Origin of the sequence: Klebsiella sp. KE9456 (genome assembly GCF_043832615.1) — a bacterium.
Taxonomy (GTDB): domain Bacteria; phylum Pseudomonadota; class Gammaproteobacteria; order Enterobacterales; family Enterobacteriaceae; genus Klebsiella; species Klebsiella indica.
Map to the genome: position 1 here is coordinate 34,631 of NZ_JBDYQK010000003.1, position 18,284 is coordinate 52,914.

Annotated in this window: 20 protein-coding genes; 5 read left to right on the forward strand and 15 right to left on the reverse strand. The window is 56.7% G+C overall.

Annotated features, from left to right (window positions below; translation table 11 throughout):
* Positions 1-90 precede the first annotated feature (90 nt).
* Positions 91-540: a bifunctional allose-6-phosphate isomerase/ribose-5-phosphate isomerase RpiB gene (gene rpiB / locus ABK821_RS03835; RefSeq protein WP_138358378.1), complete on the forward strand. Its 450-nt coding sequence runs from the start codon at positions 91-93 to the stop codon at positions 538-540.
* Between the two features lie 126 nt (positions 541-666).
* On the opposite strand, the gene phnP is transcribed toward rpiB, so the two are convergent.
* The 11 genes from phnP to ABK821_RS03890 form a co-directional block, all read right to left on the reverse strand.
* A complete protein-coding gene (phnP, locus tag ABK821_RS03840; protein ID WP_343178177.1) occupies positions 667-1,425 on the reverse strand; it encodes a phosphonate metabolism protein PhnP in 759 nt (252 codons plus the stop codon).
* Positions 1,426-1,453: 28 nt separating this feature from the next.
* Positions 1,454-2,017: a ribose 1,5-bisphosphokinase gene (phnN, locus tag ABK821_RS03845; RefSeq protein WP_138358382.1), complete on the reverse strand. Its 564-nt coding sequence runs from the start codon at positions 2,015-2,017 to the stop codon at positions 1,454-1,456.
* Positions 2,017-3,153: an alpha-D-ribose 1-methylphosphonate 5-triphosphate diphosphatase gene (gene phnM / locus ABK821_RS03850; RefSeq protein ID WP_142502947.1), complete on the reverse strand. Its 1,137-nt coding sequence runs from the start codon at positions 3,151-3,153 to the stop codon at positions 2,017-2,019. Before phnM ends, phnN begins: the two co-directional genes overlap by 1 nt.
* On the reverse strand, positions 3,150-3,836 hold the full coding sequence (gene phnL, locus ABK821_RS03855; RefSeq protein ID WP_308560740.1) for a phosphonate C-P lyase system protein PhnL: 687 nt from the start codon (positions 3,834-3,836) through the stop codon (positions 3,150-3,152). Before phnL ends, phnM begins: the two co-directional genes overlap by 4 nt.
* A 42-nt stretch (positions 3,837-3,878) precedes the next feature.
* The gene (phnK, locus tag ABK821_RS03860; protein WP_138358388.1) at positions 3,879-4,637 is read right to left on the reverse strand and encodes a phosphonate C-P lyase system protein PhnK; all 759 of its coding nucleotides are present in this window, start codon (positions 4,635-4,637) and stop codon (positions 3,879-3,881) included.
* The gene (locus ABK821_RS03865) at positions 4,634-5,482 is read right to left on the reverse strand and encodes an alpha-D-ribose 1-methylphosphonate 5-phosphate C-P-lyase PhnJ (RefSeq protein ID WP_343178176.1); all 849 of its coding nucleotides are present in this window, start codon (positions 5,480-5,482) and stop codon (positions 4,634-4,636) included. Before ABK821_RS03865 ends, phnK begins: the two co-directional genes overlap by 4 nt.
* A complete protein-coding gene (locus ABK821_RS03870) occupies positions 5,475-6,539 on the reverse strand; it encodes a carbon-phosphorus lyase complex subunit PhnI (protein ID WP_343178175.1) in 1,065 nt (354 codons plus the stop codon). Before ABK821_RS03870 ends, ABK821_RS03865 begins: the two co-directional genes overlap by 8 nt.
* Positions 6,539-7,123, reverse strand: coding sequence for a phosphonate C-P lyase system protein PhnH (gene phnH, locus ABK821_RS03875; protein WP_138358394.1), 585 nt, complete (start codon positions 7,121-7,123; stop codon positions 6,539-6,541). Before phnH ends, ABK821_RS03870 begins: the two co-directional genes overlap by 1 nt.
* Complete coding sequence (phnG, locus tag ABK821_RS03880; RefSeq protein ID WP_138358396.1) at positions 7,120-7,572, reverse strand: phosphonate C-P lyase system protein PhnG; 453 nt, start codon at positions 7,570-7,572, stop codon at positions 7,120-7,122. Before phnG ends, phnH begins: the two co-directional genes overlap by 4 nt.
* Positions 7,573-8,298, reverse strand: a complete 726-nt coding sequence (gene phnF, locus ABK821_RS03885) for a phosphonate metabolism transcriptional regulator PhnF (RefSeq protein ID WP_138358398.1) — start codon at positions 8,296-8,298, stop codon at positions 7,573-7,575.
* Positions 8,299-8,507: 209 nt separating this feature from the next.
* Entirely contained in the window at positions 8,508-8,843 is a 336-nt protein-coding gene (locus ABK821_RS03890) for a zinc ribbon domain-containing protein YjdM (RefSeq protein ID WP_138358400.1), read from the reverse strand.
* Positions 8,844-9,378: 535 nt separating this feature from the next.
* On the opposite strand from ABK821_RS03890, the gene proP reads away from it, so the two are divergent.
* Positions 9,379-10,881 (forward strand): glycine betaine/L-proline transporter ProP, encoded by a 1,503-nt coding sequence (proP, locus tag ABK821_RS03895; protein ID WP_138358402.1) that lies wholly within the window; start codon positions 9,379-9,381, stop codon positions 10,879-10,881.
* Positions 10,882-10,931: 50 nt separating this feature from the next.
* On the opposite strand, the gene melR is transcribed toward proP, so the two are convergent.
* Positions 10,932-11,870, reverse strand: a complete 939-nt coding sequence (gene melR, locus ABK821_RS03900; RefSeq protein WP_171034803.1) for a transcriptional regulator MelR — start codon at positions 11,868-11,870, stop codon at positions 10,932-10,934.
* A gap of 241 nt (positions 11,871-12,111) precedes the next feature.
* Between melR and ABK821_RS03905 the strand changes: the two genes are divergently transcribed.
* Positions 12,112-13,464, forward strand: coding sequence for an alpha-glucosidase/alpha-galactosidase (locus ABK821_RS03905; protein WP_308560745.1), 1,353 nt, complete (start codon positions 12,112-12,114; stop codon positions 13,462-13,464).
* A gap of 94 nt (positions 13,465-13,558) precedes the next feature.
* On the forward strand, positions 13,559-14,992 hold the full coding sequence (gene melB / locus ABK821_RS03910) for a melibiose:sodium transporter MelB (protein ID WP_138358649.1): 1,434 nt from the start codon (positions 13,559-13,561) through the stop codon (positions 14,990-14,992).
* A gap of 200 nt (positions 14,993-15,192) precedes the next feature.
* Here melB and cbpM read toward each other — a convergent pair whose 3' ends face one another.
* The 3 genes from cbpM to ABK821_RS03925 form a co-directional block, all read right to left on the reverse strand.
* Positions 15,193-15,498, reverse strand: coding sequence for a chaperone modulator CbpM (gene cbpM / locus ABK821_RS03915; protein ID WP_138358408.1), 306 nt, complete (start codon positions 15,496-15,498; stop codon positions 15,193-15,195).
* Positions 15,498-16,418, reverse strand: a complete 921-nt coding sequence (gene cbpA, locus ABK821_RS03920; RefSeq protein WP_308560747.1) for a curved DNA-binding protein — start codon at positions 16,416-16,418, stop codon at positions 15,498-15,500. The genes cbpM and cbpA overlap by 1 nt, the downstream gene beginning before the upstream one ends.
* A 150-nt stretch (positions 16,419-16,568) precedes the next feature.
* Positions 16,569-17,249 (reverse strand): TerC family protein, encoded by a 681-nt coding sequence (locus ABK821_RS03925; protein ID WP_343178174.1) that lies wholly within the window; start codon positions 17,247-17,249, stop codon positions 16,569-16,571.
* A gap of 222 nt (positions 17,250-17,471) precedes the next feature.
* Here ABK821_RS03925 and ABK821_RS03930 point away from each other — a divergent pair, with 222 nt between their 5' ends.
* The gene (locus ABK821_RS03930) at positions 17,472-18,260 is read left to right on the forward strand and encodes a DsbA family protein (RefSeq protein ID WP_308560750.1); all 789 of its coding nucleotides are present in this window, start codon (positions 17,472-17,474) and stop codon (positions 18,258-18,260) included.
* Positions 18,261-18,284 lie beyond the last annotated feature (24 nt).

The following is an 18,284-nucleotide window of genomic DNA, read 5'->3' on the forward strand; positions in this document are numbered from 1 at the left end:
CAGTGTGATTGCGGTTTGTTTCGCCAGTTTTCGCCGTTTAAATCACAATGCAAACACTATCTGTAAAGTTGATAACAGGCGAGGCTGAGTATGAAACGGATTGCATTTGGCTGCGATCATGTGGGTTTTATCCTGAAAGAGGCGATCCTGGCGCATCTGCGTCAGCGCGGCATTGACGTCGTGGATAAAGGAGCATGGTCAACGGCGCGCACCGATTATCCACGTTACGCCAGCGCTGTGGCTCAGGCTGTTGCCGCGGGTGAAGTCGATGGCGGGATCCTGATTTGCGGCACCGGCGTCGGTATCTCAATCGCTGCTAATAAACATTCAGGCATTCGGGCGGTGGTTTGCAGCGAGCCTTACTCGGCGCAGCTTTCACGGCAGCATAATGATACTAATGTTCTGGCTTTTGGCGCGCGGGTGATCGGTCTGGATCTGGCAAAAATGATCGTCGATGCCTGGCTGGACGCCGAATTTGAAGGCGGACGCCATCAGGGGCGGGTCGACGCAATCGGCGCGATTGAGCAGCAACGGCACTGAGATCCCTCCGCGATGAGGTTGATTAATATGGGGCCAGTCGCGAGGGCTGGTCCTGTGCCGTATTTCTGTACCGGTTTGTTTTTCCACGTCAGCGTGGACCGTGTTGTTGATGAGGCGCGCGGCGGGTTAATCCAGCACAATCTCCATCCCATCAAACCCCGCTTCAAACCCGGCAGGCAGCACATTGTCCATCATCCATACGTCGAACTGGTGGCTGATATGGGTGAGGATCACGCGCGGGCAGCCAATCACCTGGTTAATGGCCCGAACCGTGTTCAGGTCGCAGTGATTGTGCGGCGGTTGCGGGCGCGGTTCATGGCTACAGTCGATGATGATGATCTGCGGCTGGTTGTTAAGCAGGAATTTCAGCGTTTTTTCCGGCAGGCCCGCGGTGTCGGACAGCCAGGCAACCCGGCTGTGGGCCGATTCCAGCAGATAACCGAAAGTGAGCTTTGAGTGGTTTAGCGGCAGCGGGGTGACGCGCAGCCCCTGTAGCGTAAACGTCACAAACGGTTCGACGGTGTGGCTGAAATCCAGCAGGCCCGGATGTCTGAACAGATCGTCGCAGCCCTGTTCATCGGGCGGGCCGTATACCGCAATGGGGTCGCCTGCGCCCCAGCGCAGCGGGAACAGCCCCTGAACATGATCCATATGATAATGCGTGAGCAGAAACTGCTGAAAGCTGCCGGCGGGCCAGTGCTCCATCAGATCCGGCAGTCCGGCATCCAGCAGCGTCACCGCGCTGTTGAACGCGACCACCGCGCTACAGGGGCGGCGACGGTGCGCCTCAGTGGCGCGCGCCCGGCGACAGGCGGGGCAGTCGCAGCCGAAAACCGGTACCTGCTGCGCACCGCCGGTGCCGGTTAAGCGGAGAGTCAGGCTCATACTACCTCCTCACTTCAGGACATTTTTGTCAGGCGAGCCGCTGTTCACGCCGGTTGCCGTGAACGCGAATCAAGGATACCAGCGCATCCACCGAGTGGCTCAGAGGGCCATCATTGTTGAGGATCTGGCACGCGCCCGGCGTATAACGCGCCGCCCGCGCCAGCCGCTGAGCAATCTCCGTTTGGTTCTCCCGTCCGCGCTGCTCCAGACGTTGACGCAGTATCTCCGGGGAGACCTGCAGACAGACGGGCAGCAGGACATCGGCATAGCGTGCCTGCGCCTGTGGAAGGTGCGCGCGGGAGCCGTTGGCCACCACGTCAAACCCGGCGTGCAGCCACAGGTCAATTTCCACGCCGATGCCGTAATACGTGTTGTTGGCATGCCAGCTAAGGGCAAACAGGTGCTGTTCGGCGCGGGTGAAAAATTCATGTTCGCTAAGCGCGATATGATTTTCGTAGCCCGCATTGTGAGGACGGGTAATGTAGCGGTGCGCCACCAGCAGTTGCGGATGTTCCCGCTGGCGCAGCGCCGTCAGCAGGCTATCTTTACCGGAGCCGGATGGGCCGACCAGCCAAATCAGTCTCCCCGTCATCAGAAGACCCTCTTACCCTGACGCCAGACGTTATCAATATGGATATGCTCGCCGCGACGGCGCGCCAGCACCAGATCCGCGCGTTTACCTTCGGCAATTGTCCCCCGGTCGTGCAGACCTACCGCCTGCGCCGGGTTACTACTCACCAGACGAATAGCCTGCGCCAGGGTAAAGGCGTTAGCGTCGTCATCGGCAACGCGAAAAGCGGCGTCCAGCAGGCTGGCGGGGTAATAATCGGAGGAGAGGATATCCAGCAGGCCGCGGGTTGCCAGATGGTGGGCGGCGACGTTCCCGGAATGCGAGCCGCCGCGCACGATATTCGGCGCCCCCATCAGAACGCACATTCCATGCTGACGTGACGCCTCCGCGGCAGCGAGCGTGGTAGGAAATTCGGCGATGACGCTGCCAAGCTGGTGCGATTCGGCTACATGCTCAGGGGTGGCGTCGTCGTGGCTGGCCAGAGCGATATGACGCTCGCGGCAGATCGCGGCAATACTCTGCCGGTTGGGCTGCGACCAGGTTGCCGCCAGCGCCATCTGCTCCTCTTCGAATTGGTCCATTTCGGCGTGGCTCAGGTGGTATTTTCCCTGATAGTAGTCGCGGTATTTGCTGCGATCGGCGTACTGACGCTGGCCTGGCGAGTGATCCATCAGGGAGACCAGGCTGACCGGCTCGCGGCCCACCAGTTTTTCAAACAGCGGCAGAGTGGTGTGGTGCGGCAGTTCACAACGCAGATGCAGACGGTGTTCAGCGCGGTTGAGGCCGCGCTTTTGCGTCTCTTCCACGGCGTTAATCATTTTTTCCAGATTCTCCAGACGATCGCCGCCGTCGCGGACATCGCCAATGGCGACGGCATCCAGCACGGTGGTGATGCCGCTGGCAATCATCAGCGCGTCGTGGCTGCTCATCGCCGAATGGGCGGGCCAGTCCACTTTTGGTCGGGGGGAGAAAAACTTGTCCAGATTGTCGGTATGCAGCTCGATAAGCCCCGGCAGCAGCCAGCCGCCTTCGCCATCAATGGCCGCCGCCAGCCGACTCTGGCTTGCGGCGAAGGCATAAATGTTGCCGTCCCGCACTTCCAGCGAGCCATTAACCACCTCATTTTCGAGGACCAGCTTTACATTATTGATAATCATGCTGATATTCCCATCGGATGCAGGCGGTCAGCGACCTGATTGCGTACCGCTTCGTCATGAAAAATACCGACGATAGCCGCGCCGCGCGCTTTGGCTTCGTGAATCAGTTCCACCACCGCAGCGCTGTTTTTCGCGTCCAGCGAGGCGGTAGGTTCGTCGAGGAGCAAAATGGGGTAATCAACCGCAAAGCCGCGGGCGATATTGACGCGCTGCTGCTCGCCGCCGGAAAAGGTGGAAGGCGCCAGGCGCCACAGGCGCTCAGGGACGTTCAGGCGCGCCAGTAGACGGGCGGCTTTTGCGGCGCTCTCGTCGCGGGAAATGCCCAGTTCGAGCAGCGGCTGCATCACCACGTCGAGGGCGGAAATGCGCGGGATCACCCGCAGGAACTGGCTGACCCAGCCGATAGTGGTTTTACGTACTTCCAGTACCTTACGCGCCGAAGCGCTGACCAGGTCCACCCATTCGTCGCCGTGGCGGATATGGATGTGGCCGCTATCGGGCAGGTAGTTGGCGTAAAGCGATCGCAGCAGGGTTGATTTTCCGCTGCCGGAGTGGCCGTGCAGCACCACGCATTCCCCGGCGTTAACGGTTAACGAGGCGTCGGTGAGGACCGGCAGACGCACGCCGTGCTGCTGGTGCAGAACAAAGGTTTTATGGATGTTTTCAACGCGGATGGCGTTCATTTTTTGCCTCTTCGATATTCGTGTGGCCGATTGCCCCGGGGGTTAATTCTGCAATACCGACGACACCAGCAGTTGGGTGTAAGGGTGGTGCGGATCATCCAGCACCCGGTCAGTTAAACCACTTTCCACCACCTCGCCCTGCTTCATCACCAGCAGACGGTTAGCCAGCAGGCGGGCGACGCCGAGATCGTGGGTCACGATCACCACCGCCAGGTTCAGCTCCACCACCAGGCCGCGCAGCAGGTCGAGCAGGCGCGCCTGCACCGAAACGTCCAGCCCGCCGGTCGGCTCATCCATAAATATCAGCTTTGGCCGGGTCACCAGATTGCGGGCGATTTGCAGGCGCTGCTGCATTCCGCCGGAAAAGGTGGTGGGCAGGTCGTCAATGCGTGAAGGCGGGATCTCCACCTCCTGCAGCCACTGCGCCGCCGTGGCGCGAATATTGCCGTAGTGCCGGGCGCCGGTGGCCATCAGGCGTTCGCCGATATTGCCTCCCGCCGACACCTGGCGACGCAGGCCGTCCAGCGGATGCTGATGCACCACGCCCCATTCGGTGCGCAACAGGCGACGGCGATCCGCTTCGCTCATCGCGTACAGTGAGCGGTTCTGATACAGAACTTCGCCCCGTTGCGGCGTCAGGCGGGCGGAAATGGCCTGCAGCAGAGTGGTTTTCCCGGAGCCGGATTCGCCGACGATACCGAGGACTTCGCCTGGCCACAGTTCAAACGACACATCGCTGAAGCCTTTTCCCGGCGCATAGAGGTGGGTCAGGCGATTGACCGCCAGTAACGGATGACTCATTTTTTCTGCGCCTCGCTCTGTTGACGGCAATAATCGGTATCGGAGCAGACAAACATTCGCTTGCCGCTGTCGTCGAGCACCACTTCATCAAGATAGCTGTGGCGCGATCCGCAGATGGCGCAGGGCTCGTCCCACTTCTGAACGGTAAACGGATGATCGTCGAAATCAAGGCTCTCTACCGGTGTATAGGGCGGCACCGCGTAGATACGCTTTTCGCGTCCGGCGCCAAACAGCTGTAGCGCGGGCATCATATGCATCTTCGGATTATCGAATTTTGGAATCGGCGACGGGTCCATCACGTAGCGGCCGTTCACTTTCACCGGGTAGGCGTAAGTTGTCGCGATATGGCCGAAACGGGCGATATCTTCGTACAGCTTAACCTGCATCACGCCATACTCCTCCAGCGCGTGCATGGTGCGGGTTTCGGTTTCGCGCGGCTCGATAAAGCGCAGCGGCTCGGGGATCGGCACCTGGAAGATCAGGATCTGATCTTCAGTCAGCGGCGTTTCCGGGATTCGGTGACGGGTCTGGATCAGCGTCGCCTCTTCGGTGCGCTCGGTGGTGGCGACACCGGTAACACGCCGGAAGAACTGGCGAATCGACACCGCGTTGGTGGTGTCGTCCGCGCCCTGGTCGATCACTTTCAGCACATCGTCCTCGCCAATCACGCTGGCGGTGAGCTGAATGCCGCCGGTGCCCCAGCCGTAGGGCATCGGCATCTCGCGACCGCCGAACGGTACCTGATAGCCGGGGATTGCCACCGCTTTCAGAAGGGCGCGGCGGATCATGCGTTTGGTTTGCTCATCAAGATAAGCAAAGTTATAGCCGGTCAGCGCGTTAGCCACGTTGATTCTCCCGTTGCAGACGTTTGAGCAGCGCCAGTTCGGCCTGGAAATCGACATAGTGAGGGAGTTTGAGATGCGAAACGAAACCGGCCGCCTCGACGTTATCGGCATGAGCCAGCACAAACTCTTCATCCTGCGCGGGCCCCGCCGCTTCTTCACCGTAATCCGGCGCCTGTAGCGCGCGGTCTACCAGCGCCATTGCCATTGCTTTGCGCTCGCTCATGCCGAACGTCAGGCCGTAACCGCGGGTAAAGTGCGGCGGCTCATCCGGAGGGGCGACAAAGCCGTTGACCATTTCGCATTCGGTCATCAGCAGTTCGCCGATATTGACGGTGAATCCCAGCTCTTCAGGGGTAATTTGCACCGTGATGTAGCCGCTGCGAATTTCACCGGCAAACGGGTGATTACGCCCGTAGCCGCGCTGGGTGGAGTAGGCCAGCGCCAGCAGATAACCTTCGTCGCCGCGCACCAGTTGCTGTAAACGCGAAGAGCGTGAACAGGGGTAGACCGGCGGATGACGGGTAATGTCGTCGGGGCGGGCAGCGGTATCCTGCTCCGCTTTCGCCAGTTCCTGTCGGGTCAGCAGATGAAAAACATGTGGGGTGGCTTGTTGCGGCGCGTCGTCGGTGGCCAGCACGGGGGATTCACCGTTGGCCAGCAGGGTAAAATCGAGCAGGCGATGGGTATAGTCGTAGGTCGGGCCGAGCATCTGCCCGCCGGGAATATCTTTGTAGACCGCTGAGATACGACGTTCAAGGCGCATACTGGCGGTGTCGATCGGTTCGCTCACCGCCAGCCTTTGCAGGGTGGTGCGGTAAGCGCGCAGCAGAAAAATGGCTTCGACGTTATCGCCGCTGGCCTGTTTCAGCGCCAGCGCCGCCAGCTCCCGGTCAGCGACACCGCCTTCGGTCATTACCCGGTCCACCGCCAGATTTAGCTGCTGGCTAATCTGTTCAACGCTGATTTCAGGAAGCCGCCTGTCACCACGGCGTTTATGTTCTTGCAGGGCGTGAGCGGCGGCGATCGCCTTCTCACCGCCTTTGACGGCTACGTACATTAGCAGACCTCCACATGGGTGGTGCGCGGGATAGCCAGCAGGCGTTCGCCGCAGGTCAGGATCAGGTCGATGCCCAGCGGAAACGGGTGCGGGCGTTCGGTTAATTCCTCAATAATGCATTCCGGCAGATGCGGGGCGATCATCCGTTCTTCGGCGATCCCGGCCCCGGTCAGGCGCAGCATGCGGCCGCCGCTGAGGCTGGTGAGCTGAACAATCAGCGTGACGCTGGTTTCCGGGGCGACGACAGTACCGGCAGAAAGTACGTTCAGTTGTTCGCTGCTGATACTGTCATCGGCGATGGCGAATGTTGCCCGTTGCGGCTGCTCAACCAGCGGCGCGCCGGTATGAAAGCGCAGATTCTGAGCGACGAGATCGTTATGTAGCGCCGGGGCGAGCCAGAGCGGCGTATCGTGATCCGCCAGGGTCAGCAGCAGGCTGGTGGAAGCGATGTTCAGCGGCTGCCAGCCGTGCTGGAGCTGCTGCAGGGAGACGATCACGCCCGGTTCACTCATCGCTTTCAGCAGACGGCGAAAACTGTGTTGGGCATCCTGCACCGGCAGGGCAAAGGCGGTTTGTAATGTCATGCGTTATCTCCGCGAACCAGAGTAAAGAAGTCGACCCGACTGGCGTTGACTTCGGCGCGTCGGGCTTCAATGCGCGCGCTACGTTGTGCTTCCAGCGGGGTTATCAGGGTTTCCATCAGGGTGTGAAAATGGTGTGGCGACTGCATCAGGGCATCAATGACCGCGCAGCGCTCGGCGTGCGGGCGGTCACGGCCCAGAACCCAGCTATAGCCGGTGGTTCCGTCGGCCAGGCGAATGGCCGCGCGGGTTAAGGTGGCATCACCGGCAAAGAAGCGGTCGCCGGTGCCGCCCATGCGCGCCTGTAGCTGGACCAGGCCGGTTTCCGGGGCGCGAAGTACCTCATACTGCGGCGCGAGATTCAGGGTCTGCATCCGCGCCTCAAGTTCTGGTGGTTCACTGTGGGCCAGCACGGACATCCAGCGCTGGCGAGTGGCGGTATCAAAGTGCATTCAGTGCTCCATGGTGAATTCGATCATGTCGGCGCGGGTCAGGCTGACGGAGTATTCCGTCGCGTTCTGTGCACCCTGGCGATGATTCAGCGTGCGCACGCACAGCAGCGGCGCCAGATTGGGTATGCCGAGAATGTTGCTCTCTTTGGCCTGCGCGCGGCGGGCGCTGATTTTGGTGCGTACGCGGGTCAGTTCGATATCAAGCTGGTCGCGCAGCAAGTCATGGAGAGAACCGTGGGTAAAGGTTTGCAGCACCGGCCATAAATTCAGGTCGGCAAAGTAGTGGTCTATCAGGCACAGCGCGACGCCGTTCACACGGCGCAGGGTGCGCAGGTGAATAACGTCATCGCCTTCGTTAATGGCAAAGGCTTCGGCAATATGGCTGCTGGCCGGGCGCAGGACCGACAGCAGTTTCTCGCTGGTGGGATGGCTCCCCTGTTCGAGCAGATTCTGGCTGAAGCGCGCCTGGGCATTGAGCGGGTAATCAATCGGCCGCATCAGCACCAGTACGCCGACGCCGTGACGGCGCTGGACCCAGCCGCGCTCGACGAGCTGGTCGATAGCCCGGCGCAGAGTATGGCGGTTAACCGCAAAGCGGGTCGCTAGCTGCTGTTCGGCGGGAAGATAGTCGCCGCAGCGGTAGTGGTGGCGAAGCTCTTGCTCAAGTTTGGCGGCAATTTCCTGGTATCGGGTTGGATAGCTGGTCGGATGTCTGGATAAGTACATGTCAGTCAAGCCTCCACGAAGGGCAAACGCATATTGACTTCGGAACATGGGGCGATCCTGACGGTTTTTTGTGACGTTTCAGTTAAGAGACGATGACCGGGGGATGAAGAGTTGGTGCCAGCGGGATGACAGGGGAGAAATGTGCGTGCGGCTGCTTTCAACCCTGACCCGCTCCCGTTTGAGGAGCGAGTCAGGATAAGGGGGATTAATCAGTTCTTTTTGACAAATTCAGATTTTAGTTTCATTGGACCAAAACCATCAATTTTACAGTCAATATTATGATCGCCTTCGACCAGGCGGATATTTTTCACTTTAGTACCGATTTTTAGCATTGAAGAGCTGCCTTTAACCTTCAGATCTTTTATCACAGTAACGCTATCACCGTCGGCCAGTAAATTGCCGTTGGCATCTTTGACGATCAGCACATCATGATCGTCCGCAGGCTCGGCATTATTCCATTCATGGGCGCATTCCGGGCAGATAAACATGCCGCTATCTTCATAAGTGTATTCAGAATGGCATTTGGGGCAGTGTGGCAGTTGCATGACGATCCTCGCGATTACTGGATAAAACAGGACGTTGGTCCATTAAATGGCGGCTGATAGCCGAAAGTAACATTGATTATAACGTAATCACGCACTTTTGTCGGGACTTTTTTACCATGAATTACGGCGGCGAGAGCGAATATATCTCACCGGTCATTGCAGAATAATCTCCATAAATAATCCAGATATTTCCGGAAATATATCGCTCGTCTCCAGTATTCATTGAACTTATTCTTCTCGGACGACGCTGCTTAAGGGGAATAACCTGTGAGGTTGATCACAAATTTAAACGCTGTTAGGGTAAAAAAGCGCGATCGACAATTTACGCGACGTATTAGCGATTCCGCGTAGTTAATTATGGCCAGAGCAGGCGTCAACAGGTTCGGTTGTACGGACTGTCCGCAGACAGTGCAGGCAAACCTGCTACGCTTGAAATGTGGAGCACAGCAATTCGCCGCTCCCAACGCATGACGCGAATGACGTTGTCATTTGGCGCAGATTCGTGCGCTCAAGGCGAGAGCAAAAGAGGAAAATTATGCTTAAAAGGAAAAAAGTAAAGCCAATCACGCTTCGGGATGTGACCATCATTGATGATAGCAAACTAAAGAAAGCGATTACCGCAGCGTCGCTGGGCAATGCGATGGAATGGTTTGATTTTGGGGTTTATGGTTTTGTTGCGTATGCGCTGGGTAAAGTCTTTTTCCCCGACGCGAATCCCAGCGTGCAGATGATTGCCGCACTCGGTACTTTTTCCGTTCCTTTCTTAATTCGTCCACTGGGTGGCCTGTTTTTCGGGATGCTGGGCGATAAATATGGCCGACAAAAGATTCTGGCGATAACCATCGTTATTATGTCGATAAGTACATTCTGTATCGGCCTTATTCCGTCGTATGCCACAATTGGTATCTGGGCGCCGATTCTGCTGCTGCTGTGTAAAATGGCGCAAGGGTTCTCGGTCGGCGGCGAATATACCGGCGCGTCGATCTTTGTGGCGGAATATTCGCCGGACAGAAAACGTGGTTTTATGGGGAGCTGGCTGGATTTCGGGTCGATTGCCGGCTTCGTGATGGGCGCGGGCGTGGTGGTACTGATTTCCAGCGTGGTGGGGGAAGCGAACTTCCTCGACTGGGGCTGGCGTATCCCGTTCTTCCTGGCGTTGCCGCTAGGGATCATCGGTTTGTACCTGCGTCATGCGCTGGAAGAGACCCCGGCGTTCCAGCAGCATGTGGATACCCTTGAACAGGGCGACCGCGAAGGTTTGCAGGAAGGCCCGAAAGTCTCCTTTAAAGAGATTGCGACGAAACACTGGCGCAGCTTATTGACCTGTATTGGTCTGGTGATTTCCACCAACGTGACCTACTACATGCTGCTGACCTATATGCCGAGCTATCTGTCGCATAACCTGCACTATTCGGAAGACCATGGCGTACTGATTATTATTGCCATCATGGTCGGGATGCTGTTCGTGCAGCCGGTTATCGGGATGCTCAGCGATCGCTTTGGTCGCCGCCCGTTCGTGCTGATTGGTAGCGTTGCGCTGTTCGTGCTGTCGATCCCGGCGTTTATTATGATTAACAGCAACGTTCTCGGCCTGATTTTCGCCGGTCTGTTGCTGCTGGCGGTTGTACTGAACTGTTTTATCGGGGTGATGGCCTCGTCGCTGCCGGCGATGTTCCCGACGCATATCCGTTTTAGCGCGCTGGCCAGCGCCTTTAATATCTCGGTGCTGATTGCCGGTCTGACGCCAACCCTGGCGGCGTGGCTGGTGGAGAGTACGCAGAACCTGATGATGCCGGCTTACTACCTGATGGTGATTGCGGCTATCGGCCTCATTACCGGCCTGTCGATGAAAGAGACGGCGAATCGTCCGCTAAAAGGGGCGACGCCTGCGGCCTCCGATATCCAGGAAGCAAAAGAAATTCTCGGCGAACACTACGATAACATCGAACAGAAAATCGAAGATATCGATCAGGAAATCGCTGATCTACAGGAAAAACGGACCCGTCTGGTGCAGCAGCATCCACGCATTAACGACTAATTCGTTTTTATGGTGATACATGCCGCCGTGGGAAACCCCGGCGGCATTTTTTACGCCTGTATCGGCGTGAGGCTCTGACGGCGCTGGCGACTCAATTTGCGGTACTGCTGCGGCGGCATACCGACATAGCGGGTAAAGGTGCTGTAGAAACGGCTGCTGGAACGGAAACCGGCGGTCAGGGCGATATCAAGGATGGTTTTGTCGGTATCGCTAAGCAGCGCGCGTACATGATTAATACGCATGGCGGTAATGTACTGCTTCATGGTTTGCTGCATCACTCGCTGAAACACGCCCATCGCGTAGTTTGAGTTGAGCTTAACGTGTTCGGCGACGGCATCGACGGTCAGGGCCTGGTCATAATGGGCGGCGATAAACTCCAGCATCTGGCTGACATAAAACTGGGCGTGGCGCGAGACGCTGTTTTTATGCGTGCGTGAGGTTTTATTGACCAGCAGCGGCTGCCAGCCGGAGAGACTCAGACGCTTGAGCATCAGGGCGATTTCATCGATCGCCAGTTGACGGATCTGTTCATTGTCGTTGCTCAGCTCCTGCTGCCAGCGGCGTACTTCAAACGCGCTTAGCTGCTGGGCGGCGAGGGATTTAATCACCATGCCGTGGGTGACGTGATTAATCAGTTCACGGTCCAGCGGCCACGAAAGAAACAGATGCATTGGTAGATTGAATATCGCCATCTGCTGGCAATTTCCGGGGCGGGTAAGCCGATGGGGCGTACAGGCCCAGAACAGGGTGATGTAGCCCTTCTCAATGCGCACCACTTCGTTGTTAATCACATATTCCACATCGCCGTCGAACGGCACATTCACCTCAACCTGGCCGTGCCAGTGGCTGGTGGGCATGGCATGCGGCGGGCGCAGTTCGATATCCATGCGCTGATATTCGGAATAGAGCGCCAGCGGGCTGCGGCTCTGTTTTTCGTCGCTGCTGCACATGTGCGGATCGGGGGGCAGAGAGGTGAAGCGGTGTTCCATCATGTCAGTGATTCCTGGCGCGTCGGAGTGGTTGCGCGGTGGTCCTGGGTTGCCTACAGCTTAGCGGAATACATGGCCCGTTTTCTCTCCTTTTCGGACGATCTGTTCCCGAAAACTCATATTTTGTGGCGTTCAATGGTCGATCTGAGTTTCCGGGAATCCTCCGGTGGGAACAGGGCAGCGTAACGAGGCGGCGGCGTGCCACTCTGCAATGGTTCAATAACCTGATGGAGAGAGCGCGATGTCCGCCCCTAAAATTACTTTTATCGGCGCCGGTTCAACGGTGTTCGTCAAAAATATTCTCGGTGATGTCTTCCAGCGTCCGGCGCTGAAATCGGCGCATATCGCGCTGATGGATATTGATGAAACCCGCCTGGAAGAGTCGCATATCGTGGTGCGTAAGCTGATGGATTCCATCGGCGCGAACGGCAAAATCAGCTGCCACCGCGATCGCAAAACCGCATTGCAGGACGCCAATTTTGTCGTCGTCGCCTTCCAGATTGGCGGCTATGAACCCTGCACCGTGACCGATTTCGAGGTCTGTAAACGCCACGGTCTGGAGCAGACCATTGCCGATACGCTGGGGCCTGGCGGCATTATGCGCGCGCTGCGCACCATTCCGCATTTATGGGCGATCTGCGAGGACATGGCCGAAGTGTGCCCGGACGCCACGATGCTCAACTACGTCAACCCGATGGCGATGAATACCTGGGCGATGTACGCCCGCTACCCGCATATCAAGCAGGTTGGCCTGTGCCACTCGGTACAGGGAACCTCGGAAGAGCTGGCGCGCGATCTCGATCTTGATCCGGCGGATTTACGCTACCGCTGCGCGGGGATCAACCATATGGCATTTTATCTGTCGCTGGAGAAAAAGCTGGCCGACGGCAGCTACGTCAGTATTTACCCGGATCTGTTGCAGGCCTACGCCGACGGGCGGGCGCCGAAGCCGAATCTGCACGGCAACCCACGCTGCGAAAACATCGTGCGCTATGAAATGTTCAAAAAACTGGGTTACTTCGTGACTGAATCTTCAGAACATTTCGCCGAATACACGCCGTGGTTTATCAAGCCGGGGCGGGAAGACCTTATTGCGCGCTACAAGGTGCCGCTGGATGAATATCCGAAACGCTGCGTGGAACAACTGGCTAACTGGCATAAGGAGCTGGAGAGCTATAAGAGCGGCGAACGCATCGACGTTAAACCTTCGCGCGAATATGCCAGCACCATCATGAACGCTATCTGGACCGGCGAACCCAGCGTGATATATGGCAATGTGCGCAACGACGGTCTCATTGATAACCTGCCCCAGGGCTGCTGCGTGGAGGTGGCCTGTCTGGTGGACGCCAACGGCATTCAGCCCACCAAAGTCGGCACGCTGCCGGCACATCTGGCGGCGCTGATGCAGACCAACATCAACGTGCAGACCTTACTCACCGAGGCGATCCTCACGGAAAACCGTGATTACGTCTATTACGCCACGATGATGGATCCGCACACTTCCGCCGTGCTGGGGATCGAAGAGATCTACGCCCTGGTGGACGATCTGATCGCCAGCCACGGCGACTGGCTGCCGGAATGGGTGCGCCGCTAATCTTCACATTCCGCTGGCCGCGATGGGCCAGGCGGCACCCGTAATGCTCTATCAAACACCTGAAGGAGGCGCTGGTGACAGCGATCTGTGCCCTATGAGTATTTCAATGACAACAAAGCTCAGCTACGGATTTGGTGCCTTTGGTAAAGATTTCGCTATCGGTATCGTTTATATGTATCTGATGTATTACTACACCGATATCGTTGGACTGTCGGTCGGGGTGGTCGGCACACTGTTTCTGGTGGCAAGGATCCTTGATGCGATAGCCGATCCAATCATGGGATGGATAGTAAATTGTACGCGATCGCGATGGGGAAAATTCAAACCATGGATACTGATTGGAACTCTTACCAACTCGATCGTGCTGTACATGTTGTTCAGTGCGCATCACTTTTCCGGTGGTGCGCTATTAGCGTGGGTATGGGTGACTTATCTGCTATGGGGATTCACCTATACCATCATGGATGTACCGTTCTGGTCGCTGGTGCCGACAATTACTCTTGATAAACGCGAACGTGAGTTATTGGTACCCTATCCGCGCTTTTTTGCCAGCCTGGCGGGGTTTGTCACCGCAGGGATAACGCTGCCGTTTGTCAGCGCTGTCGGTGGCGCCGATCGCGGTTTTGGTTTCCAGATGTTCACACTGGTGTTGATTGCGTTTTTTATCGTTTCAACCATCGTGACTTTGCGTAATGTACATGAAGTTTATTCCTCTGATAGCGGTGTTAGCGAGGATTCCAGCCATCTTTCGCTGCGGCAGATGGTGGGGCTTATCTATCGGAACGATCAACTTGCTTGCCTGCTGGGGATGGCATTGGCCTATAACACGGCAGCGAATATTATCTCTGGCTTCGCCATTTACTACTTCACTTACGTTATTGGTAGCGCGGAGATGTTCCCTTATTACATGTCCTACGCTGGGGCGGCGAACCTGTTGACGTTACTGTTTTTTCCAAAGCTGGTGAAAGGATTGTCACGGCGCATTCTTTGGGCAGGCGCATCAATAATGCCGGTACTGGGTTGCGGCGTGCTGCTTCTGATGGCAATAGGGGGGATATATAACATCGCGCTGATTTCACTGGCTGGCGTGTTGCTGAATATTGGCACTGCACTGTTCTGGGTGCTGCAAGTCATTATGGTGGCTGATACCGTTGACTACGGCGAATATACGATGAATATCCGCTGTGAGAGTATCGCTTACTCAGTTCAGACCCTGGTGGTGAAAGCGGGGGCGGCGTTTGCGGCCTGGTTTATCGCTATCGTCCTGGGCGTCATTGGTTATGTACCGAATGTCGCTCAATCGGCACAAACGCTGTTGGGGATGCAGGCGATTATGATTGCGCTGCCAACGCTCTTTTTTGCCCTGACGCTATTCCTCTATTTTCGCTACTACAAACTGAATGGCGATATGCTGAGACGTATTCAGATTCACCTGTTGGATAAATATCGCCGGGTACCGGAAGCGGGAGGCGAAACGGAACAGTCAATAGTGGTGACTAATCAGGTCGCCATAAGCATTCGAAAATAGGTTAAGGAGGGGAGAACGGCATTCTGTTTCCAGTTCAGAATAGCGTAAGACGGGTAAAAAGACGGTTTGCTGGGATTGTTACTGGCTGAATGTTTATGTAACCCGGCCTGGCATAGCACAAGCCGGGAAATAAGAAAGGCGTCTGGTTGACAGAATACCGGGAACGTCGCCTGGTCCCTCTCTCCGCGGGAGAGAGGGACTTAACTGTGCGTCAGAAAACGCGCCAGTCGATGTTGCAGGATGCGGTTTTCGCGGCTAAGGCGCGCGTTCTCGTCCATTAGCGTCAGGGCCACGGCGATACCCGGCCAGTCCAGCTCCAGCTCTTTGCGTAAGCGCAAGGCACGGTGAACGATAGCGATCGCGCTATCATCAAACAGCCAGTTTTCCCGCTGCGGCTGGCGGGGCTCAATCATACCAAGACCGACGATTTCGTTAAGATCCTCTTCGGAAACGCCGGTATGGAGACAAAATTCGGTAATGGTGAACGTCACTGTTATCTTAGCCATCAGGCTTTCCCCCATGTCTTACGTGGCTCGAAGCTGGCGTATTCATCCGCCAGTTGTTGCCAGAGCGCGCGGCTCTTTTCATTCGGTTTTGGCGGCATCACGATTTTAATGACCGCATACAGATCGCCGGTGGTGGTTTTGCTTGCCAGTCCTTTACCCTTCACTCGCAGGCGCTGCCCGGCCTGGCTGCCAGGCGGAATGGTCAGCAGGATGCTCTCTTTCAGCGTCGGAATGGTGACTTTGGCCCCCAGCGCGGCTTCCCATGGGGCCAGCGGCAGGACGATTTCAAGGTTATGGCCGACGATATCAAACAGCGGATGCGGGGCGATGTGAATCACCAGCCACAGGTCGCCGTTCGGGCCGCCATTCTGCCCGGGAGTGCCCTGGCCTTTCAGGCGGATGCGCTGACCATCAACGACCCCGGCAGGTATTTTGACGTTCAGCGTTTTCGGCGTTTCGCTTTCTACCATGCCAAAGACGTTATAAACCGGCAGGTTATAGCTGATAGTGCGCGTCTGTTCGGTTAGCGTCTCTTCAAGGAAGACCGCAACTTCAATCTCTAAATCATGTCCCCGCGCGCTGTGCTGGCGGCGGCTACGGTGTTCCTGTTGACCGAACATGGAGGAGAAGATGTCGTCGAAATCCTGCTGGCTGTAGCTCTGCTCGTGGGCATGCTGCTGCTGACGACCAAATTGCGGATCGTTACGATGCTGCCAGAGCTGGTCGTATTCAGCGCGCCGTTGATCGTCTTTGAGGACTTCCCAGGCTTCGGCGAGATCTTTGAATTTGGTTTCGGCATCGGTTTCTTTGCTGACATCGGGGTGATATTTACGTGCCAGACGGCGATAGGCGGTCTTGATGGTTTTCAGATCGTCCGTTGGCTTAACCCCTAAAATGGCATAATAATCCTTTAATTCCATGATGTTATCTCATTTATGCGCAAGGTTACGGTTACAGATCCCTGGATCAGGTGTCTGTAATAAGCGTAGGGCAAATGAGGACGGATGTGGGGGAAAAGTGGGGGGAAACTTGACGCCGTCGGGATTGACGGCGACAGAGTACTGACAACGCTATTTGACAGATGCGCTGCGGTTTTTGCGCATGCTCTCCAGCAACACCAGCGCTGCACCGACGGCCCCACCTTGCAGCGGCAGGCTGTCGGGGGCGTGGGGAAACAGATGGACGATGGTGACATCGGTCATCATCATTGAACCGGCAATCCAGCCGATCAACGCTCCTCCCAGCATCACCAGGGAGGGAAAGCGGTTGAGACTTGCCAGCACCAGTTTACTGCCCGCGACGATAATGGGAATGCTGATTAATACGCCCAATGCGACCAGCACCAGATGGCCTTTTCCGGCAGCCGCAACCGCCAGTACGTTATCCAGCGACATAATAACATCGGCGACGGTGATGGTAAGCACCGTGCGCCACAGGTTACTGGAACTGTTGATTTCGCTCTCTTCTTCCTGCCTGGTGGCCAGCTTGATACCGATCCATAACAACATCAGCGCGCCGACCACTTTTAGCCACGGCAATGAGAGCAAATAGATTGCGATGGCCAGCAGCAGTACGCGGGCCACTATGGCGCCGACGGTGCCGAGAAGAATGGCTTTGGTTCGTTGGTGCGCGGGAAGTTTACGACAGGCTATTGCGATCACGACGGCGTTATCGCCGCCCAATAACAGATCAATAGCGATAATTTGCAGCAAAATAATGGTTACGTCCCACTGACTGAAAAACGCGTTCATACTCAACTCATGCAGCTAAAAAAGAGACCCTACAGGGAAAAACAGGGGACGAAGCGTACTCCCGTTTACCTCTGTTGACTACCAGACCAAGAGAGAACGTCTTCGGTTATTGAAAAATATCGTTACGAATCATTGTGCCGTCCGGCAATGATCCGCGGGCAAAGGATGATATTTTGTTGGCAGAGGCCCACCTGCCGTTCACCTATCGCAAGGATTTCCTACATGCCCGGCTATAAGCATTTACTGACACTCACCTTGATTGGCGCCACGCTGTTTCCCGCGCTGGCAAACGCCGCTGATGCCCCTGCCCCGACCTTTACGCCCGAGCAGGAAGCCCGTATTGGCAAAATCGCGGCGGACTATTTAGTCGCGCATCCGGAGGTGCTGCTGCAGGCCAGCCAGAAGCTGCAACAAATTCAGGAAGAGCAGCAGGCCAGCGCAGCCACTCAGGCCGTACTAAAGAACGCCGCTGAGCTGACCCTGGATAAAAATACACCGACCTATGGCCCTGAAGACGGCAAAGTGACGGTAATCGAATTTTTTGATTATCAATGTGTTTACTGTAGCCGCCTGGCGCCGGTAATGGCGCAGGTGATTAAAGAGAATCCACGCGTCCGTTTTGCCTTTAAAGAGTGGCCTATTTTTGGCAGCCGCTGGGCCACTTCGCTGGACGCAGCGAAAATGGGGCTGCAGATTTATCAGCAGAAGGGGGCTGAAGCTTATCTGACGTTCCATAACGGGATTTACGCGACCGGGCATAATGAAGGCAAGCTGACGGCTGCCGATATTCAGCAGCAGGCTAAGAAAGTGAATTTCGATGCGAAGAAAGCCACGGATGTCGAGCCCGCGCTGGAGGAGATTAACCATCTGGCGCAGGATATCGGCTTAAGCGGTACGCCTGGGGTTATCGTGATGCCGACCACCGATGCGACGGAAGCGACGATTACCGTGTTCCCGGGGCTGGCGGACAAGGCCTCGCTGGATGCGGCAATTAAGAAAGCGGGCGGTTGATAACGCCCTCGCAGGTTATACCGC

Coding starts and splice junctions, on each gene's coding strand:
- rpiB (WP_138358378.1), top strand. CDS start 91: ATGAAACGGATTGCATTTGGCTGCGATCATGTGGGTTTTATCCTGAAA.
- phnP (WP_343178177.1), bottom strand. CDS start 1,425: ATGAGCCTGACTCTCCGCTTAACCGGCACCGGCGGTGCGCAGCAGGTA.
- phnN (WP_138358382.1), bottom strand. CDS start 2,017: ATGACGGGGAGACTGATTTGGCTGGTCGGCCCATCCGGCTCCGGTAAA.
- phnM (WP_142502947.1), bottom strand. CDS start 3,153: ATGATTATCAATAATGTAAAGCTGGTCCTCGAAAATGAGGTGGTTAAT.
- phnL (WP_308560740.1), bottom strand. CDS start 3,836: ATGAACGCCATCCGCGTTGAAAACATCCATAAAACCTTTGTTCTGCAC.
- phnK (WP_138358388.1), bottom strand. CDS start 4,637: ATGAGTCATCCGTTACTGGCGGTCAATCGCCTGACCCACCTCTATGCG.
- ABK821_RS03870 (WP_343178175.1), bottom strand. CDS start 6,539: ATGTACGTAGCCGTCAAAGGCGGTGAGAAGGCGATCGCCGCCGCTCAC.
- phnH (WP_138358394.1), bottom strand. CDS start 7,123: ATGACATTACAAACCGCCTTTGCCCTGCCGGTGCAGGATGCCCAACAC.
- phnG (WP_138358396.1), bottom strand. CDS start 7,572: ATGCACTTTGATACCGCCACTCGCCAGCGCTGGATGTCCGTGCTGGCC.
- phnF (WP_138358398.1), bottom strand. CDS start 8,298: ATGTACTTATCCAGACATCCGACCAGCTATCCAACCCGATACCAGGAA.
- ABK821_RS03890 (WP_138358400.1), bottom strand. CDS start 8,843: ATGCAACTGCCACACTGCCCCAAATGCCATTCTGAATACACTTATGAA.
- proP (WP_138358402.1), top strand. CDS start 9,379: ATGCTTAAAAGGAAAAAAGTAAAGCCAATCACGCTTCGGGATGTGACC.
- melR (WP_171034803.1), bottom strand. CDS start 11,870: ATGGAACACCGCTTCACCTCTCTGCCCCCCGATCCGCACATGTGCAGC.
- ABK821_RS03905 (WP_308560745.1), top strand. CDS start 12,112: ATGTCCGCCCCTAAAATTACTTTTATCGGCGCCGGTTCAACGGTGTTC.
- melB (WP_138358649.1), top strand. CDS start 13,559: ATGAGTATTTCAATGACAACAAAGCTCAGCTACGGATTTGGTGCCTTT.
- cbpM (WP_138358408.1), bottom strand. CDS start 15,498: ATGGCTAAGATAACAGTGACGTTCACCATTACCGAATTTTGTCTCCAT.
- cbpA (WP_308560747.1), bottom strand. CDS start 16,418: ATGGAATTAAAGGATTATTATGCCATTTTAGGGGTTAAGCCAACGGAC.
- ABK821_RS03925 (WP_343178174.1), bottom strand. CDS start 17,249: ATGAACGCGTTTTTCAGTCAGTGGGACGTAACCATTATTTTGCTGCAA.
- ABK821_RS03930 (WP_308560750.1), top strand. CDS start 17,472: ATGCCCGGCTATAAGCATTTACTGACACTCACCTTGATTGGCGCCACG.